Here is a 15,150-nt window from a genome sequence, read left to right as displayed (position 1 = left end):
CGGCCAATGACCGGGATTGTTGATGCCTTGGAACCGCAGAGCCCGTTTTCACGCGCACCGCCAGTTGCAACAGGGTTACTTCGTCAGCAACCGCGTTTCGTGCCGCTTCAGCGACCGGCGCGCGGCCTGATAGGCCTCGATCCCCGGTGCGTCGCGCAATTCGGGAAAGAGCGCGTAGATCTCGTCGCGCTGCGCCGAGCCCATGTCACCCAAGGTCTGCTCGCCGGGCTGGAAGCTTTCGGTCCAGGCGCCGTTGGACAGGACCACCTCATGCTGATCGAACATGAAGTGGATGTAGCTGACGGCGCTTGTGTCCACCGCGTCCACACCTGCCAGATCGGTCAGGTGCTTGGCCGCGGCCAGCACTTCGCGATCCTCGAAATAGAGAGCCGTTTTTTCGTTGTTCATCAGCACGCGGTGATTGGGGCTGACCAGCAGATCATGCTCGGGCAAACCGCGCCCGAGGCTCCCGGCGCGGATCAGCACCGGCCGCAGATGCGGCGCCTGCAACAGCTCGGCGCCGACCAGATCGCGGCGGCCGATCCAGCGGATTTCCTGCAACCCGTTGTCGCGGGTAATGATCCGGTCGCCGATCTGCAGCTCTTCGACCAGACGCTCGCCACGGGGCGTTGCAATCACGGTTCCCGGCGTAAAGCAGGGGATGATCTGCTCGATCTCGCGGAAGGTCATGCTGCCGGTGACGGCACCATCCTCGTCCAGGAAATTGACGGTGCCGCTGGTCGAGTTGCCATCGGGATCTTCGGTCTGGTCGACAATCTCGAAACGGCCGACATTGCTCAGATCCAGCCGGTCGAAATCATCGCCCGCAGAGCCGCCATCGACAAGATCGCCAAAGCCTTCGTCGGCCGAGCCGACAACGAAGGTATCGCGTCCCGCGCCGCCCAGAAGCGTGTCGGCGCCGAGGCCGCCCGAGATGACATCGTCACCGTCGCCGCCATAGATCGTGTCGTCGCCGACGCCGCCCTCCAGCAGATCATTGCCCGTGCCGCCGTCGATATAGTCGTCTCCGGCGCCGCCATCGACCTTGTCGTCGCCCTCCATCGAGAACACGGTATCATCGCCGGGCCCCGCGACGACGATATCGTCATTCGGGGCCTCGCCCGGCAGGATCGCGTCATTGGCGTCGATCCGGTCGCCATCGGGATCGCCGACATAGTCCAGATCGATCAGATCGTCGCCATCGGTGCCCGACACGATCCCATCGCGGCCGGATGGCGAGGTCGTCACCGTGACCGTGACGTTTTCTGTCACCTCGTTGCCGTTGCCGTCCGTGACGGTGTAGGTGAACGTGTCCTCGCCAACGAACGCGCCGGTGGGTGTGTATTTGACCGTTCCGTCGGGATTGACCGTCGTCGTGCCGTTGGCGCCATCGGTGGCGCCGGTCACGGTCAGCGGGTCGCCTTCGGGATCGCTGTCATTGGCCAGAACGGCGATATCCACCGCCTCGCCCTGCTCGGTCGTGGCCGTGTCCGCGGTGGTGACGGGCGCCTCGTTCGGGTCGGGCAGGATCAGCGTCTCGATCTCGGTAAAGGTCATGGAGCCGGTGACGGCCCCGTGATTGTCCAGAAATTCGACCGTGCCGCTGGTCGAGTTGCCGTCGGGATCCTCGGTCTGGTCGACGACCCGCAACGGGCCGCTGCCGGACAGGTCCAACGTATCGTTATCGTCCCCGCCCGATCCGCCATCGACCACATCGCCCGCGGTGCCGCCGATGATCGTGTCGGCGCCGTCGCCGCCTGAAATCTGGTCAGCGCCGTCGCCGCCGGTCAGGACGTCCGCGCCGCCCTCGCCCAGCAATGTGTCATCGCCATCGCCGCCAAAAAGGGTGTCATTGCCTTCGGCCACCGTGGGATAGGTGTCATAATAGACATCCGTCACCTTGATGCCCGATGTGCGCGGCCCGTCCTGGCTGTGCACGATCTGGATCTGCGAGACCGGGCCGGGGATGTCCACCAGCACCGAATAATCCGGGTTGGTATCGCTTCCATAGCCGCCCCTGCTGTCGACGGTGTCGTTGCCTGCGACGGCGTCGGTATCTTTCAGCTTGACCTTGCAGCCGCCCGTCAGGTTGACGGTGATCGGATTGCCCTCCGCGTCCAGCGCGGTGATCTTGACGATGCCGTCACCGTCGATGTCATTCACGCGGAAGGACACGTTTTCCACCGCTTTCGAGAAATCAAGCGTGTAGGTCGAGCTGGCGCCCTTCCCATTCAGCACATTGCCGAGCGAGCTGTTGGGATTTGCCTTCGCGCCGCCGGTGACGACGTCATCGACCAGATGGTAATTCGACTCGAACCGGGTGCTGCCGCGCACCGAGCTGCTGGAGAAGCTGACATCGACATTGCCGGTATTCTGCGTGAACGTGCTCAGCCGGTCGCCATCATCGATGCCGGGGGTGCAATCCCAGCCGTCCGGATCCGGTGCCTGGTCCCACTGGAGCACTTCGCGCGCCGGGATATTGTCGGTGATGTCCCGGTCGCCGAGCAGCAGATCGTTGCCGTCGCCGCCGTGCAGTTCATCGTCGCCCGCGCCGCCGAAGACTTCGTCATCGCCCGCGCCCGCATCGACGACATCGTCGCCGCCGCCCGCATTCACGATATCATCGTCGCCCGATTGGCCCTGAAGAATGGCATCCCCGCCGTCGATGACGTCGCCCTGCGGATCGCCGGTATAGGCGGCGTCAATCTTGTCGTCACCCTCGGTTCCGTCCACAACGCCCCGACCGATGTCCGTTCTATCGATACCCATAACATTCTCCTCGTAAACAGCCGTTTCCGGCACACCGCGCAATGCGTGACTTCAACTCGACGCAGGGCAAGCGCCGGTCAAGACGCAGCCAGCACGAACCTTGCATATAACCGGAGGGAGAAATGGCAGGCGCTTGAACACGCTACCGCCCGGCAGGATGGACCTGCCTTATCGCGTTAAGCACGTATTGCAGGCGCAACACGGCGATCACACGTCTCCCGTACCCGTAAGATACGCGGCTCGTGCGGCCGCCCCCGTGACCACAGACATTTGCCCCCCAGTGGGCAAATGTCTTTTACGTGACCTGCAAGGGCGGACAAAGTGAAATTTGTGCCAAAGGCGTTTCGAATGAGACCAATGATGCCGCCACCTGCCCCATTTCTGCCGTTATTCTTAATAGGACCACTATCAATTTTACGCGAATCCCAACCAATCCGGCGCGCTGAATATTCAGTGAAATATCGAGGTTTTTACATCAGATCAGAGTGGCGCCGGCCGAACCCACCATTCGCGCGGGCTGCGCCGGGGGTCCCAGGAAAGGCGGTTAACTATGGTGTAACAAAGGCAAATGATCTGTTGCCGAATAGCATCCAATCGGCCCGCTCTCGCAGATTTGACGCGATTTTAGAAACCGCGCGCCCGAATCAAACTGCTGCGCTGGACGCCGTCCGCAGCCTGTCCGAACGCAGTCTGCGCCGCGACAAAGCCGCGGCGCAAAGCGTTCCTCATAACCCATGGATAAAAGCGCGCAGCCGACACGAAAGAGCCATCAGACGTGGCCCGGCCGCGCCGCGCTGCGCTAGTCGTCCGGCTGGCTGATCTCGCCCTCGATCCGATGGGTCAGGTCGATGCCCTCGACCTTCAGCACCACCTCGGCCTTCAACGCCCCCGCGGGCAGCGTTCCGGCGTCGCGGGCCGCGCGCACCGCCTCTTCGATCTGTTGTTGCGACGTCACGCCGACCCGCTTGAGGAACTTGCGCATCGACATGTTGAAATCGTCATCAGCCATGAGTCTTTTCCCTACCTGTAATCGTGCCACGGGCCGCAGCGCATCGCCGTCCTACCGCTTCGGCGAACACCGTCCGTCGCGACAGCTTAGGCCGGGACGCCTTGGATGAACAATAGACCAAGTCGGCTTTTTGCCGTCAGGCGCGTGCCGCGATTTGAAAGGCAGGTGTCGCGCGCCTTCGGCGGCGCGAGCCAGAAGACACGGCAATTTGCGGAAAACCCCTGCATAATCGGGGTGGTACCCAAGGCCGGACTCGAACCGGCACGCCTTGCGGCGGGGGATTTTGAATCCCCTGCGTCTACCATTCCGCCACTTGGGCACACTGCGCGCCTGTTTAGCGAATGGCCCCGTGCCCGTCCAGCCCCGGCGCACATGGGCGCGGCGGTTTTTGTCGGCTATGCCCTGATGCCCGTTTTCGCAGCACGAGGTCGGCGGCGGGGCTTGACCGCCCGGCCTGCGCGTGGTCTGGACCGCGTCACCCTTGGGACACGCGCACCGCCGATGATACGACGCCTCTATGACCGCACGATAGCCATGGCCGAACATCCGCATGCGATGTGGATGCTGGCGCTTGTCGCATTTATCGAAAGCTCGGTGTTCCCGATCCCGCCGGACGTGTTGATGATCCCGATGATCCTGGCGCGCCCGCACCGGGCCTGGGCGATTGCCGGGCTGGCGATGCTGGCCTCGGTGCTCGGCGGGCTGGCGGGTTATGCCATCGGCGCGCTCGCGTTCGAGCAACTGGGCCGGCCCATCCTGGAATCGCTGGGCAAGGCCGATGCAATGTCGGAGTTCAACACAAGGTTCAACGATCTCGGCTTCTGGGCCGTGCTCGCGGCGGGGGTCACGCCTTTTCCCTACAAGGTGATCACCATCATGTCGGGCTGGACCGGCATGGCGCTGAGCACGTTCATCATGACGTCGATCCTGGCCCGCGGCCTGCGGTTTTTCATCGTCGCGGGTTTGCTGTGGAAGTTCGGCGCGCCGATCCGCAGCTTTGTCGAGCGGCGGCTGGGCCTTGTCTTCGTGCTCTTTTTCGTGTGCCTTGTCGGCGGATTTCTATTGGTAAAGGTGCTGTGATGCCGGGCCGGAATGCATGTATCGCGCTGGCAGCGCTCGGATCCCTGGCACTGTTGCTGGGCGCGCTGGCGTTTCAACATATCGGCGGCCTCGCGCCCTGCCCCATGTGTTTGTGGCAGCGCTGGCCGCATGTCGCCGCGGCGTTGATCGGGCTGTTCGCGCTGGCGCTGGGGCGCTGGTCGCACGGGCGCGTCATGCCGTGGCTCGGGATGCTGGCAGTGCTGATTTCCGCCGCGATCGGCGCCTATCACACCGGGGTCGAGCGGAAGTGGTGGCAGGGACCGACCTCCTGTTCGGGGGGCGGCGGCGGTGATCTGCTGCGCCTTGACGGGCCGCTGGATGTGGTGATGTGCGACCAGGTCGCATGGCAGATGCTGGGCCTGTCGATGGCCAGTTGGAACATGCTGGCGTCGCTGGGGCTGGCCGTGCTCTGGGCCATGGCCGCGCGGCGCTAGCGGGAAGGACCGTCAGCCGTCGCGCCCCGCCGATTTGCGCGTGCTCAGCAGGAGGCTGGTTTCGCTGCTGACGATGCCGTCCATGCGCCGGATCTGGCTGAGGACGCGATCGAACTCCTCCAGCGTCGGCGCGCCGATCTCCACGATGATGTCCCAGCGCCCGTTCGTCGTGTGCGTCGCGCGCACCGCGCTCTGCCCGCCAAGCTGGCGCAGGATCCGGTCCGTGCCGCGCCCCTCGATCCCCAGCATCATCAACCCGCGCACCGGATCGCGCGCCGCATCGCCCTTGAGCACGACGGAAAACCCGACAATGTCGCCGCTGCGCTGCAAACGCTCGATCCGGCTGCGCACCGTCGTGCGCGACACACCAAGGCCCGCCGCAAGATCGGACAGAGATGCGCGCGCGTCATGGCGCAGGGCCGAGATCAACGCCTGATCGGTATCGTCCATTTCGCCGGTCTCCACTTCCGTTTCGGTCAATCTTGTTCCTCTTTGTGCAATTTGGCCACTTCCATCCGCCCCCATTGCGCAACACATTGCACCCCAGCATATCAAGGAGAGCGACATGACCCCCAAGACCTGCATCTTGATCGGCGCGCCCATGGACAGCGGCAAGAAGCGCCAGGGTTGCCTGATGGGCCCGGACGCCTACCGCGTGGCGGGCATCGGTCCGGCGCTGGCCGATCTGGGCCATGACGTGATCGACATCGGCAATATCGGCCCCGATCCGGCCGAGGCGCACCCGGACCTGCCCGCGCATGTCCACGCCCCGGCCGAGATGATCGGCTGGACCCGCGCGCTGGCCCGCGCGGCGGGCGAGGCGCTGCCGCGCGGGCTGCCGATCTTTCTGGGCGGCGATCATGGGCTCGCGCTCGGCTCGGTTCTGGGTGCGGCGGATCATGCGGCGGCGATGGGCCGGCCGCTCTTCGTGCTGTGGCTGGATGCGCATACGGATTATCACACGCCGCAAAGCACGGCGTCAGGCAACCTGCACGGCGCGCCCTTAGGCTATGTCACCGGGCGTCCGGGCTTTCACGGTTTTCCCGAGGTGAAGACGCCGGTGCCGCATGAAAACATCTGCCTTCTGGGCCTGCGCTCGGTCGATCCGGACGAGCGCGAGGCGATGCAGGCGACCGACGTGCGCTATCACGACATGCGCAGCATTGACGAGACCGGCATCGCCCGCCCCCTCGCGGCCTTTCTTGAGGACGTGGCCAAGGCCAACGGGATGCTGCATGTCTCGCTCGATGTCGATTTCCTCGACCCGAGTTTCGCGCCCGCCGTCGGCACCACGGTTCCGGGCGGTGCCACCATGCGCGAGGCGCATCTGGCGATGGAGATGATCTGTGACGCGGGGCTGATGACCTCGCTCGATCTGGTCGAGCTGAACCCGTTTCTGGACGATCGCGGACGCACCGCGCAGGTGATGGTGGATCTGGCCGCCTCGGCCCTTGGCCGCCGCGTCTTTGACCGCCCGACGAGGGCCTATTCGTGACCGTTCAGGCCCCCTCCAGCGTGGTGATGATCCGCCCCAACCGCTTTCATCCCAACCCCGAGACGGCAGCCGACAACCGGTTTCAGTCGCAGTCGGCCGTCAGCGCGGACGAGATCGCCGAAAATGCATGGCGCGAATTCGACGGCGCCGTCGCGCGCCTGCAAGCCGAAGGCGTGCAGGTGCATGTGTTTCAGGACACGCGCGACGACACCCCCGATGCGGTGTTCCCCAACAACTGGTTTTCCACCCATCCGGGCGGGCATGTCGCCGTCTACCCGATGTTCGTGCCCTCGCGCCGCCGCGAGCGGCGCGGCGATGTGATCGACATGCTCAAGGATCAATACCGCGTGCAGGTCGTCACCGATTATTCGGGGCTGGAGCAGGACGGTCTGGCGCTGGAGGGGACCGGCGCGATGGTGATCGACCATATCGGGCGCATCGCCTATGTCGCGCGCTCGCACCGCGCCGATCCGATATTGCTGGAGCGGTTCTGCACCAATTTCGGCTATGAGCCGATGGTGTTCGATGCCGTCGATGAGGATGGCGCGCCGGTTTATCACACCAATGTGGTGATGACGATCGGCACGCATTTCGCGATGATCAGCCTCGACGTGATCGAGAACAACACCCGCCGCGCCGAGATCGCCGAGCGTCTGGCCGAGCCGGGCCGCGACGTGATCGACCTGAGCCATCACCAGATCGCCGAATTCGCGGGCAACGCCATCGAGCTCAGCACGCCCTCCGGTCTGATCACAGCCATGTCCTCGCGCGCGCTTGCCGCCTTGGACAAAGGCCAGACCGGGGTGATCGAGCGGTCCACGCGCATCATCCCGCTGGACATTCCGACCATCGAAGCCGCCGGCGGCTCGGTCCGCTGCATGATCGCCGGGCTGCACCTGGCAAAACGTAATTCCACCCTTGGAAAGGCCCCGAAATGAGCAATCTCGCCCCCTCCGACAAGGCCTATGTGCCCTTCGTCAGCGTCGACAACATGATGAAACTGGTTCACCATATCGGGATCGAGCCGATGCTGGCGGGCCTTGCCGACTATATCGAGGAAGATTTCAAACGCTGGGAACTGTTCGACAAGACGCCGCGCGTCGCCAGCCATTCCGAGGAAGGCGTGATCGAGTTGATGCCGACCTCGGACGGCGAGGTGTACGGCTTCAAATATGTGAACGGACATCCCAAGAACACGCGCGAAGGATTGCAGACCGTCACCGCCTTCGGCCTTCTGGCCAATGTCGGCAACGGCTATCCGGTTCTGCTGAGCGAAATGACGATCCTGACGGCGCTGCGCACCGCCGCAACCTCGGCGCTGGTGGCCAAATACCTGGCGCCCAAGGGCGCGGATACGATGGCGATGATCGGCAACGGCGCGCAGTCCGAATTTCAGAGTCTTGCGATGAAGGCCATCGCCGGGATCAAGACCGTGCGGCTGTTCGATATCGACAAGGGCGCAACGCGCAAGGCGGCGAAAAACCTTGCCGGTCTGGGCCTGAACGTCGTCGAATGCGACAGCGCCGAGGCCGCAATGGAAGGCGCGCAGATCATCACCACCTGCACCGCCGACAAGCAATACGCGACCATCCTGACCGACAACATGGTCGGCGCGGGCGTGCATATCAACGCGATCGGCGGCGATTGCCCCGGCAAGACCGAGCTGGCCCCGGCCATTCTGGAGCGCTCGGACATCTTCGTGGAGTTTCCGCCGCAAACCCGCATCGAGGGCGAGATCCAGCAGATGGCGCCGGATCATCCGGTGACCGAACTGTGGCAGGTCATGACCGGCGCCGCCAGGGGCCGCACGTCGGACGCGCAGATCACACTGTTTGATTCGGTGGGCTTTGCGACCGAGGATTTCAGCGCCTTGCGCTATGTGCGCGCGCAGATCGAAGGCACCGATTATTTTCAGGATCTGGACATGCTGGCCGACCCGGACGATCCGCGCGATCTGTTCGGCATGGTCCGCCGCGCCGCGCCCAAGTGACCGGCCCGCGCGGGCGGCGCCTTGCCGCTCGCGCGTGGTTTCGCTTTTCTTGGCGTGCCCGGGCCGATATCTAGGACCGGCAGAACAGGAGACGCCAGTGGCATCGCTCAAGAAATTCTTCGAACGTCGCCGCAACCCGTGGAAGGGGATCGCGTATGACGCCTACGAGGCGTTCAGCAGCGAAGGCGCACAATCCCGGCTGGAGGAATATCCCGATCTGCCCGAAGCGCCCATGGTGCTGGATTTCGGCGGCTATCTTGGCGAATGGAGCGACCGGGTGCTGGCCCAGTACCACAGCGCGACGATCCACATGTTTGAGCCGCATCCGGATTTTGCGGCCAAGCTGCAGGACAAGTACGGGCCGGATGCGCGCGTGCATGTGCATGATTTTGCCTTGGGCGCGCGCGCCGGGACGATGGATATGCCTGATGCTGCCGATGGCTCGTCCGCCGTCGCGGCGCATGAGCGCAGTTTCCAGGCGCGTATCGTGGCGGTCCAGGATTTCTTTGCGCAGCACGATCTGCTGACGGCCGATCTGGTCAAGATCAATATCGAGGGCGGCGAATACGATCTGCTGCCCGCGCTGATGGATAGCGGCGACATCACGCGCCTGAACCGGATTCAGGTGCAGTTCCACCTGTTTTCAGAAGACCTCATCGCCGCGCGGGACGCGATCCGCACACGGCTGGAGCAGACGCATGACTGCGTGTGGTCCTATCCCTTCGTCTGGGAGGAGTGGCGCCGCAAGGCTGCCCCCTGAGGGACCGCCCCGCGGCCACCTTTTCCCGCGCATCGGTTGTCTGTTGGAGAAGAAACTAAAGCGCCGGAAAACCGGGCGGCCCCGCAGCGCGGATGCGTTGCAGGGCCGCTTGGCTACTTAGCCTTCGGTCGCGGGCAGCAGGCCTGCGTCCTGAGCTGCGGACATTTCCGCATCATCCACGGCGCCGTCACCATTGGTGTCGATTTCGCTGAACTGCTCGGCGGTCACTTCGGGGTAAGCTGCCTGAATCTCGTCCATGGTCACGAGGCCGTCACCGTTGGTGTCGATTGCCGACATGTCGGCGAATGCTGCGGTTGCTGCCAGTGCGCTCATGCCCAGAACGGATGCGATGAATTTCGTCATTTGGTCTCTCCTATAGTCTTTTACTTTAGGAAGGGGCTGCATTGCCCGCTTCACCTCACAAGACGCAGCAGCAGCGATTTGCGTCCCGGCCCAACAACTTAATCATCCAAAGCGGCGGCAGATTGCCGATTGGCACATCCCGGAGCGGCGCGGGTCCGCGCAAAAAACGCGTTTGAAGCACGTCGGCGAAAACTCCCCGATTGCGGACGCCTCGCGGACACACAACATACGCTTGGACCCATGAAAGCCCGAAAGGCCGATTCCATGCATCTACCCCTGTCCCTCACTGCCGACCGGATCCAGACTGTCGCGCCGCCGCTGCCGCAGGCCCTCGCGCAGCCCCTGCCCAAAACGCTGGCCGAGCTTCACCCCGATCTCATGCGCCTTGCCCGGCGCCTTGCCGGAAGCGAGGCCGAAGCGCAGGATCTGGCGCAAGAGACGCTTCTGCGCCTGTGGCGCCGCCGCGAGGAGGTGGCGCAGGTCAGCGATCTGCGCGCCTACGCGCGCGCCACGTTGCGCAACCTCTTTCGTCAGGGCCTGCGCCGCGCGCCGCATCTGCCGCTGGAGGAGGCCGAAGGGCCCAGCGTCGATCCCGAAGTTTTCGGCACGCTGGCGCTGTCGGATCTGCGCGGTGCGATCAGCCGCCTGCCCGCCGATCAGGCGCGGCTGATCACGCTGGTCATGTCAGGCGAAACCAGCCCCGCGGCGCTCGCCCGGCAGATCGGATGCGGCGTCAACACCGTGATGTCGCGCCTCGCCCGCGCCCGCGCGCAGTTGCGCCGCGACATGGATCTGGCGCCCGGCGCGCCGGTGGCCAGCCTGCTCTAGCCCTCAAAGGCCGAGCGCGCGACGCCGCTCGGCCGCGAACCCCTGCACAAGGCGGTCCGCCACCAGCGCAAGGATCGCCATCGCCGCGCCCGACGTGACGCCCAGACCCACATCCGCCTGCCCCAGCGCGAGGAAGATTGACTGCCCCAGCCCCGTCGTGCCGATCAGGGCCGCGATGACCAGCATCGCAAAGGCATAAAGGATCGTCTGGTTCAGCCCCAACAGGATCGTCGGCGCGGCATAGGGCGCGCGCACCTCGCGCATCGTCTGCCACGTGGTCGCGCCCGAGGAGGTCGCCGCCTCGATCAGGTCGGGCGGCACGCTGATCAGGCCATGGCGCGTGTAGCGGATCATCGGCACGATGGCGTAGAAGATGATCGCAAGAAAGGCCGAGAATTCGCCGATTTGGAAGAACATCAGCACCGGTATCAGGAACACGAACAGCGGGATGGTCTGCAGCATGTCGCAGATCGGCTGCACCACCCGCCACGCCAGCGGGCTGAGCGCGCAAAGCAGCCCGATCGCGCCACCCAGGATCGCGCAGGTCAATACCGCGGCGCCTGACAAATAGAGCGACCACAGCGCCTTGGCCCAGAGGCCCGACAGCAGCACCGCCGCCAGCATCAGCACCGCGTAAAGCGCCAGCTTGCGCCCGCCCGCGACCCAGCCGATGGCCCCCGCCCCGATCAGAACGAAGGGCCAGGGCAGCTCGGCGATGCCCGTCTCGACGATGCCGGCAAGGATCGGCACCATCAGCCCGGCGGCCACCCCGCCCCGCCACGCGATGAACGCGCCGATCGCGGCGGCGGCCGCGTAGAACCCCGCGCTCATCCCCGGCGTCCACTGAAACCCCCAGGTGAAGGGCAGCACGGCCCCGTCAAGCCCGATCCGAAGCGGCAAGAGGCCATAGAACATCGCGCCGTTCTTTATCGCATCAAGCGCGGCGCCCTGGGCGCGCACGAACTGCGTCAGCCGCGCATCGAGCCATTCGGCCGCTGGCACCAGCAGCTGGATCTGGCCTGCCGCGGGCAGGTAGAGCCACGCCAGAACGGCAAGCGCCGCCCCCGCGGCCACGATCAGCAGCGCGATGCGCCGCGAATGGCGCGGCTGCTGGCGGGCCATGCCCGCGCTGATCCGGTCGATCACGATGGCAAAGGCCACGATCACCAGCCCCGCCAGCAGCGCCGCGCCGAACTGCGCCTTGCGCATGGTCAGCAGCACCTCCCAGCCGATGTCGTCAAAGCCGCCGATCACCGCCGCGATGATCACCATGCTGAGCGCCGCCATCAGCGATTGGTTGACACCCACCATGATCTGGGTGGCCGCCGACGGGATCTCGATCAGGAACAGCTGTTGCAGACGGCTTGCGCCGGACATCACGGCCGCCTCCTTGATATCGGTCTCGACCCGCTCCAGCCCCAGCATGACGTTGCGCGCCATCGGCGGCGCGGCATAAATCGCCGACGCGATCAGCCCCACCACCGGGCCAAAGCCGAACAGCAGCAGAAGCGGCGTCAGATAGGCAAAGGTCGGCACCGTCTGCATCACGTCCATGATCGTCTGCACCGCGGACTTCACGCGCGGCACCTCGTTGGCCAATATCCCCGTTGCCCCGCCCAGCAACAGCGCCAGAGGCACCGATACCGCAACGAGCGACAGGGTGTTCATGCTCTCGGTCCAGTAGCCCGACGCGACGACAAAGCTGAAGCCGGCGAAGCCCAGCAGCGCAAGGCGCAGACCGCCCACATACCATCCCAGCGCCGTCACCAGCGCCACCAGCAGCGGCCAGGGCGTGTGCAGCAGCAGCACGTTGGCCCATGTCATCGGATAGGACAACGCCGCCGACAGCATCCGCGCGCCCGGCTTGATGAGGCCCAGAAACCACGTCAGCCCGGTATCGACCCAGCGCGTGACGGGCAGCGCCCACGCGTCGGGAAAGCCCCCCAGCCACGGCAGATGCGGCACCAGAGCCAGACACAGCGCCCCGACCGCCAGCACCACCAGCGCCGCAATGACGCCGCGCCGCGGCGCCGGGCCCGTGCCCTGCGGAGTGGCGCGCGCTGCGCTCATACCGGATCGACCTGCACGGCGCGCGCCAGCTCGGCAGGATCGACCATGCCAACGATCTGCCCGTCCGGGCCATGCACCGGCACCGGATCATAGAGCGACATGCACGCGCTCAGCGCCTCGTCCAACGTCATGTCCACGCGCAGGCCCGGATCATCCGCCGGCGGCGGCGCGTCGGGGGCGAGCGGCGTCAGCACCGAAGACAGGCGTGCATGGCGGCCCTTGGCCACGTCCTTGGTGAAATCGCGCACATAGCCGTCGACCGGCTCCAGCACGATCTGGCTGGGCGTGCCGATCTGCACGATCTGCCCGTCGCGCATGATGGCGATCCGGTCCGCGATCTTCAGCGCTTCGGCAATGTCATGGGTGATGAACACGATCGATTTGCGCAGGCGCGCCTGAATGTCGATGAACTCATCCTGCAACTGGCGCCGGATCAGCGGATCAAGCGCGCTGAACGGCTCGTCCAGAAACCACACGTCGGGATTGACGGCGAGGCTGCGCGCGATGCCCACACGCTGGCGCTGCCCGCCGGACAATTCGCGCGGATACGCATCCTCGCGCCCCTTAAGGCCGACCAGCTCGATGACCTCGCGCGCGCGCGCTAGGCGCTCGGCGCGGGCCTGCCCCTGCATCTTCAGGGGAAAAGCGACATTTTGCAGCGCGCTCATATGCGGAAACAGGCCAAAATGCTGAAACACCATGCCCAGTTTGCGGCGGCGCAATTGTGTCATGCGGGTTTTGGCGGCGCCCAGTACATCCTCGCCGTCAATCTCGATCTCGCCCGCGGTCACATCGATCAGACGCGAGATGCAGCGCACCAGCGTCGATTTGCCCGATCCCGACAAACCCATGATCACGAAGATCTCGCCGCGCTTCACGTCGAAGCTGACATCCTGCACCGCCGGCACCAGATCCAGCGCGCGCAAGGCCTGCGCGGTGGCCCCCGCATCGCCGCCCGTCTGTTTCAGCGCCTGCGCGAGATGGTCTTGCGCGCCCGGCCCGAACACCTGCCAGACATTGCGGCAGCGGATCGCAGGCTGCTGTGCAGATGCTTGTTCAGGCATGATATCTCCGGGTGATCAAAAGCGCGGCTGTGCGCGCGGCGTGTTGATGACAGCGGGCGGGCCGCCTCCGAAAGTGGATGGATTTGGCCGGGCATGCAACCGACGGCTTCCGTCATCCGGCGCAGTGACAGACGCTTTTGCCCGCTGCGATTCGGCCTGCGGCCGGTGCCCCGAAAGGCACCGGAATGACGTCCGGATCATTGGATCGCGGCATCGACCACTGGTTTCCACTTGTCCGGGTTGGCCTGCATCCAGGCGTCCACCGTCTCCTCGACCGATTTGCCATCGACATCGACGGCGCCCATCATCGGCTGCTGCTCCTCGACACTCAGCTGCAGGTTCGCAAGGATTTCGGCAGCGGCGGGCCACTTGCCCGCAAGGCCGGACCATGTCGCTTTGAAGACCCGCGTGGGCGCGAAACCGCAATCATGAGTCGCGTTCGGATTGCTCCCCCAAGCGGGATCCTCGAAACATGCCTCTTCGCCGACCGGCAAGTCGACAAACTTGATGTCATAGGCCGACATCGCCCAATGAGGCTGCCAGAAGGTGATGAGCAGCGGCGATTTCTTCTCGGTCGACGCGCGCAATTCGGTGATGAGCGCCCCTTCGGAGCCTGCCGGCACCGCCTTGAACGGCAGATCGAAACCGGTGATGCGCTCTGCGCCCGGCGTGCCCCAATCGGCCGGATAGTCCACCAGGCGGCCGGCGGGCAATGTCTCGGCTGTGGCGAATTGTCCCGCGCAATCGCGCAGCGCCTCGACGGCCGGCAGGCCCGGGCAGATTTCGGCCACATGGGCCGGATAGGCGATGCCCTCCTTGGCCTCGAGCCCCAGATCGCCGATCTCGGTAACCTTTCCGGCCGCAAGCTGCTTGCCATATTCATCCGAGACGTTGGACGACCAGATTTCCATCGCCGCGTCAATCTCGCCATTCCCCAGCGCCTGGTACATGTTCATGTAGCCGGCGGTGACGTATTCCACCTTGTACCCAGCCGCCTTCAACATCTCGCCGGCGATCCGCGTCGTGACATGCTGGCCGGTCCATTCGTTCACCGCCAGCTTGATGGGCGTCTCGATAGCGCCCATCTCGGCCGCGTGCCCCATGCCGGTGGCCAGCGCTGCGGTTGCAGTGACACCAAACCAAAATCTTTTCACGGTTTTCATCATCATCTCCCTGTTTCGGGCATTATTCACGCGGAACGGCTCGCTGTCACTGCCTAATGCGTGCGGCCTCGATCCCAAGATAACCAGCCCAGCTAAAATGTTCG

14 protein-coding genes and 1 tRNA gene are annotated in these 15,150 nt (G+C 64.9%); 7 read left to right on the top strand and 8 right to left on the bottom strand.

Annotated features, from left to right (window positions below):
* Positions 1-75: 75 nt before the first annotated feature.
* The 3 genes from DC366_RS00305 to DC366_RS00295 all read right to left on the bottom strand — a co-directional run bounded on the left by DC366_RS00305 (position 76) and on the right by DC366_RS00295 (position 4,097).
* Positions 76-2,769 carry a Hint domain-containing protein gene (locus tag DC366_RS00305; protein ID WP_108690207.1) on the bottom strand — a complete coding sequence of 898 codons (2,694 nt, stop codon included), beginning with the start codon at positions 2,767-2,769 and terminating at the stop codon, positions 76-78.
* A gap of 799 nt (positions 2,770-3,568) precedes the next feature.
* Positions 3,569-3,778, bottom strand: coding sequence for a DUF6494 family protein (locus DC366_RS00300; RefSeq protein WP_108690206.1), 210 nt, complete (start codon positions 3,776-3,778; stop codon positions 3,569-3,571).
* Positions 3,779-4,013: 235 nt separating this feature from the next.
* A tRNA-Leu gene (locus DC366_RS00295) sits at positions 4,014-4,097 on the bottom strand.
* A gap of 182 nt (positions 4,098-4,279) precedes the next feature.
* Between DC366_RS00295 and DC366_RS00290 the strand changes: the two genes are divergently transcribed.
* Together DC366_RS00290 and DC366_RS00285 are read left to right on the top strand one after the other, a co-directional pair.
* A complete protein-coding gene (locus DC366_RS00290) occupies positions 4,280-4,858 on the top strand; it encodes a YqaA family protein (protein WP_108690773.1) in 579 nt (192 codons plus the stop codon).
* Positions 4,858-5,313 (top strand): disulfide bond formation protein B, encoded by a 456-nt coding sequence (locus DC366_RS00285; RefSeq protein ID WP_108690205.1) that lies wholly within the window; start codon positions 4,858-4,860, stop codon positions 5,311-5,313. The genes DC366_RS00290 and DC366_RS00285 overlap by 1 nt, the downstream gene beginning before the upstream one ends.
* Positions 5,314-5,325: 12 nt before the next feature.
* Here DC366_RS00285 and DC366_RS00280 read toward each other — a convergent pair whose 3' ends face one another.
* On the bottom strand, positions 5,326-5,763 hold the full coding sequence (locus DC366_RS00280) for an Lrp/AsnC family transcriptional regulator (protein ID WP_108690772.1): 438 nt from the start codon (positions 5,761-5,763) through the stop codon (positions 5,326-5,328).
* 115 nt (positions 5,764-5,878) lie between these two features.
* Here DC366_RS00280 and rocF point away from each other — a divergent pair, with 115 nt between their 5' ends.
* The 4 genes from rocF (at position 5,879) to DC366_RS00260 (ending at position 9,558) form a co-directional block, all read left to right on the top strand.
* Positions 5,879-6,808: an arginase gene (rocF, locus tag DC366_RS00275; protein ID WP_108690204.1), complete on the top strand. Its 930-nt coding sequence runs from the start codon at positions 5,879-5,881 to the stop codon at positions 6,806-6,808.
* 26 nt (positions 6,809-6,834) lie between these two features.
* Positions 6,835-7,746, top strand: coding sequence for a citrulline utilization hydrolase CtlX (gene ctlX, locus DC366_RS00270; RefSeq protein ID WP_108690771.1), 912 nt, complete (start codon positions 6,835-6,837; stop codon positions 7,744-7,746).
* A complete protein-coding gene (gene ocd, locus DC366_RS00265) occupies positions 7,743-8,798 on the top strand; it encodes an ornithine cyclodeaminase (protein ID WP_108690203.1) in 1,056 nt (351 codons plus the stop codon). The genes ctlX and ocd overlap by 4 nt, the downstream gene beginning before the upstream one ends.
* A gap of 97 nt (positions 8,799-8,895) precedes the next feature.
* Entirely contained in the window at positions 8,896-9,558 is a 663-nt protein-coding gene (locus DC366_RS00260; RefSeq protein WP_108690202.1) for an FkbM family methyltransferase, read from the top strand.
* 117 nt (positions 9,559-9,675) lie between these two features.
* Here the strand turns inward: DC366_RS00260 and DC366_RS00255 are convergent, their stop codons facing one another.
* A complete protein-coding gene (locus tag DC366_RS00255; RefSeq protein ID WP_108690201.1) occupies positions 9,676-9,921 on the bottom strand; it encodes an EF-hand domain-containing protein in 246 nt (81 codons plus the stop codon).
* A 264-nt stretch (positions 9,922-10,185) separates the two neighbouring features.
* On the opposite strand from DC366_RS00255, the gene DC366_RS00250 reads away from it, so the two are divergent.
* Positions 10,186-10,749, top strand: coding sequence for an RNA polymerase sigma factor (locus DC366_RS00250; RefSeq protein ID WP_165802816.1), 564 nt, complete (start codon positions 10,186-10,188; stop codon positions 10,747-10,749).
* A gap of 3 nt (positions 10,750-10,752) precedes the next feature.
* Here DC366_RS00250 and DC366_RS00245 read toward each other — a convergent pair whose 3' ends face one another.
* The 3 genes from DC366_RS00245 to DC366_RS00235 all read right to left on the bottom strand — a co-directional run bounded on the left by DC366_RS00245 (position 10,753) and on the right by DC366_RS00235 (position 14,986).
* Positions 10,753-12,819 (bottom strand): ABC transporter permease, encoded by a 2,067-nt coding sequence (locus DC366_RS00245; RefSeq protein WP_108690199.1) that lies wholly within the window; start codon positions 12,817-12,819, stop codon positions 10,753-10,755.
* On the bottom strand, positions 12,816-13,883 hold the full coding sequence (locus DC366_RS00240) for an ATP-binding cassette domain-containing protein (protein ID WP_108690198.1): 1,068 nt from the start codon (positions 13,881-13,883) through the stop codon (positions 12,816-12,818). Before DC366_RS00240 ends, DC366_RS00245 begins: the two co-directional genes overlap by 4 nt.
* Before the next feature lie 197 nt (positions 13,884-14,080).
* The gene (locus DC366_RS00235) at positions 14,081-14,986 is read right to left on the bottom strand and encodes an ABC transporter substrate-binding protein (protein ID WP_243405023.1); all 906 of its coding nucleotides are present in this window, start codon (positions 14,984-14,986) and stop codon (positions 14,081-14,083) included.
* Positions 14,987-15,150: the final 164 nt, after the last annotated feature.

It is taken from the genome of Pelagivirga sediminicola, from assembly GCF_003072125.1.
Classification (GTDB): Bacteria; Pseudomonadota; Alphaproteobacteria; order Rhodobacterales; family Rhodobacteraceae; genus Roseovarius; species Roseovarius sediminicola.
This window is presented reverse-complemented; position numbering and strand designations above follow the sequence as displayed.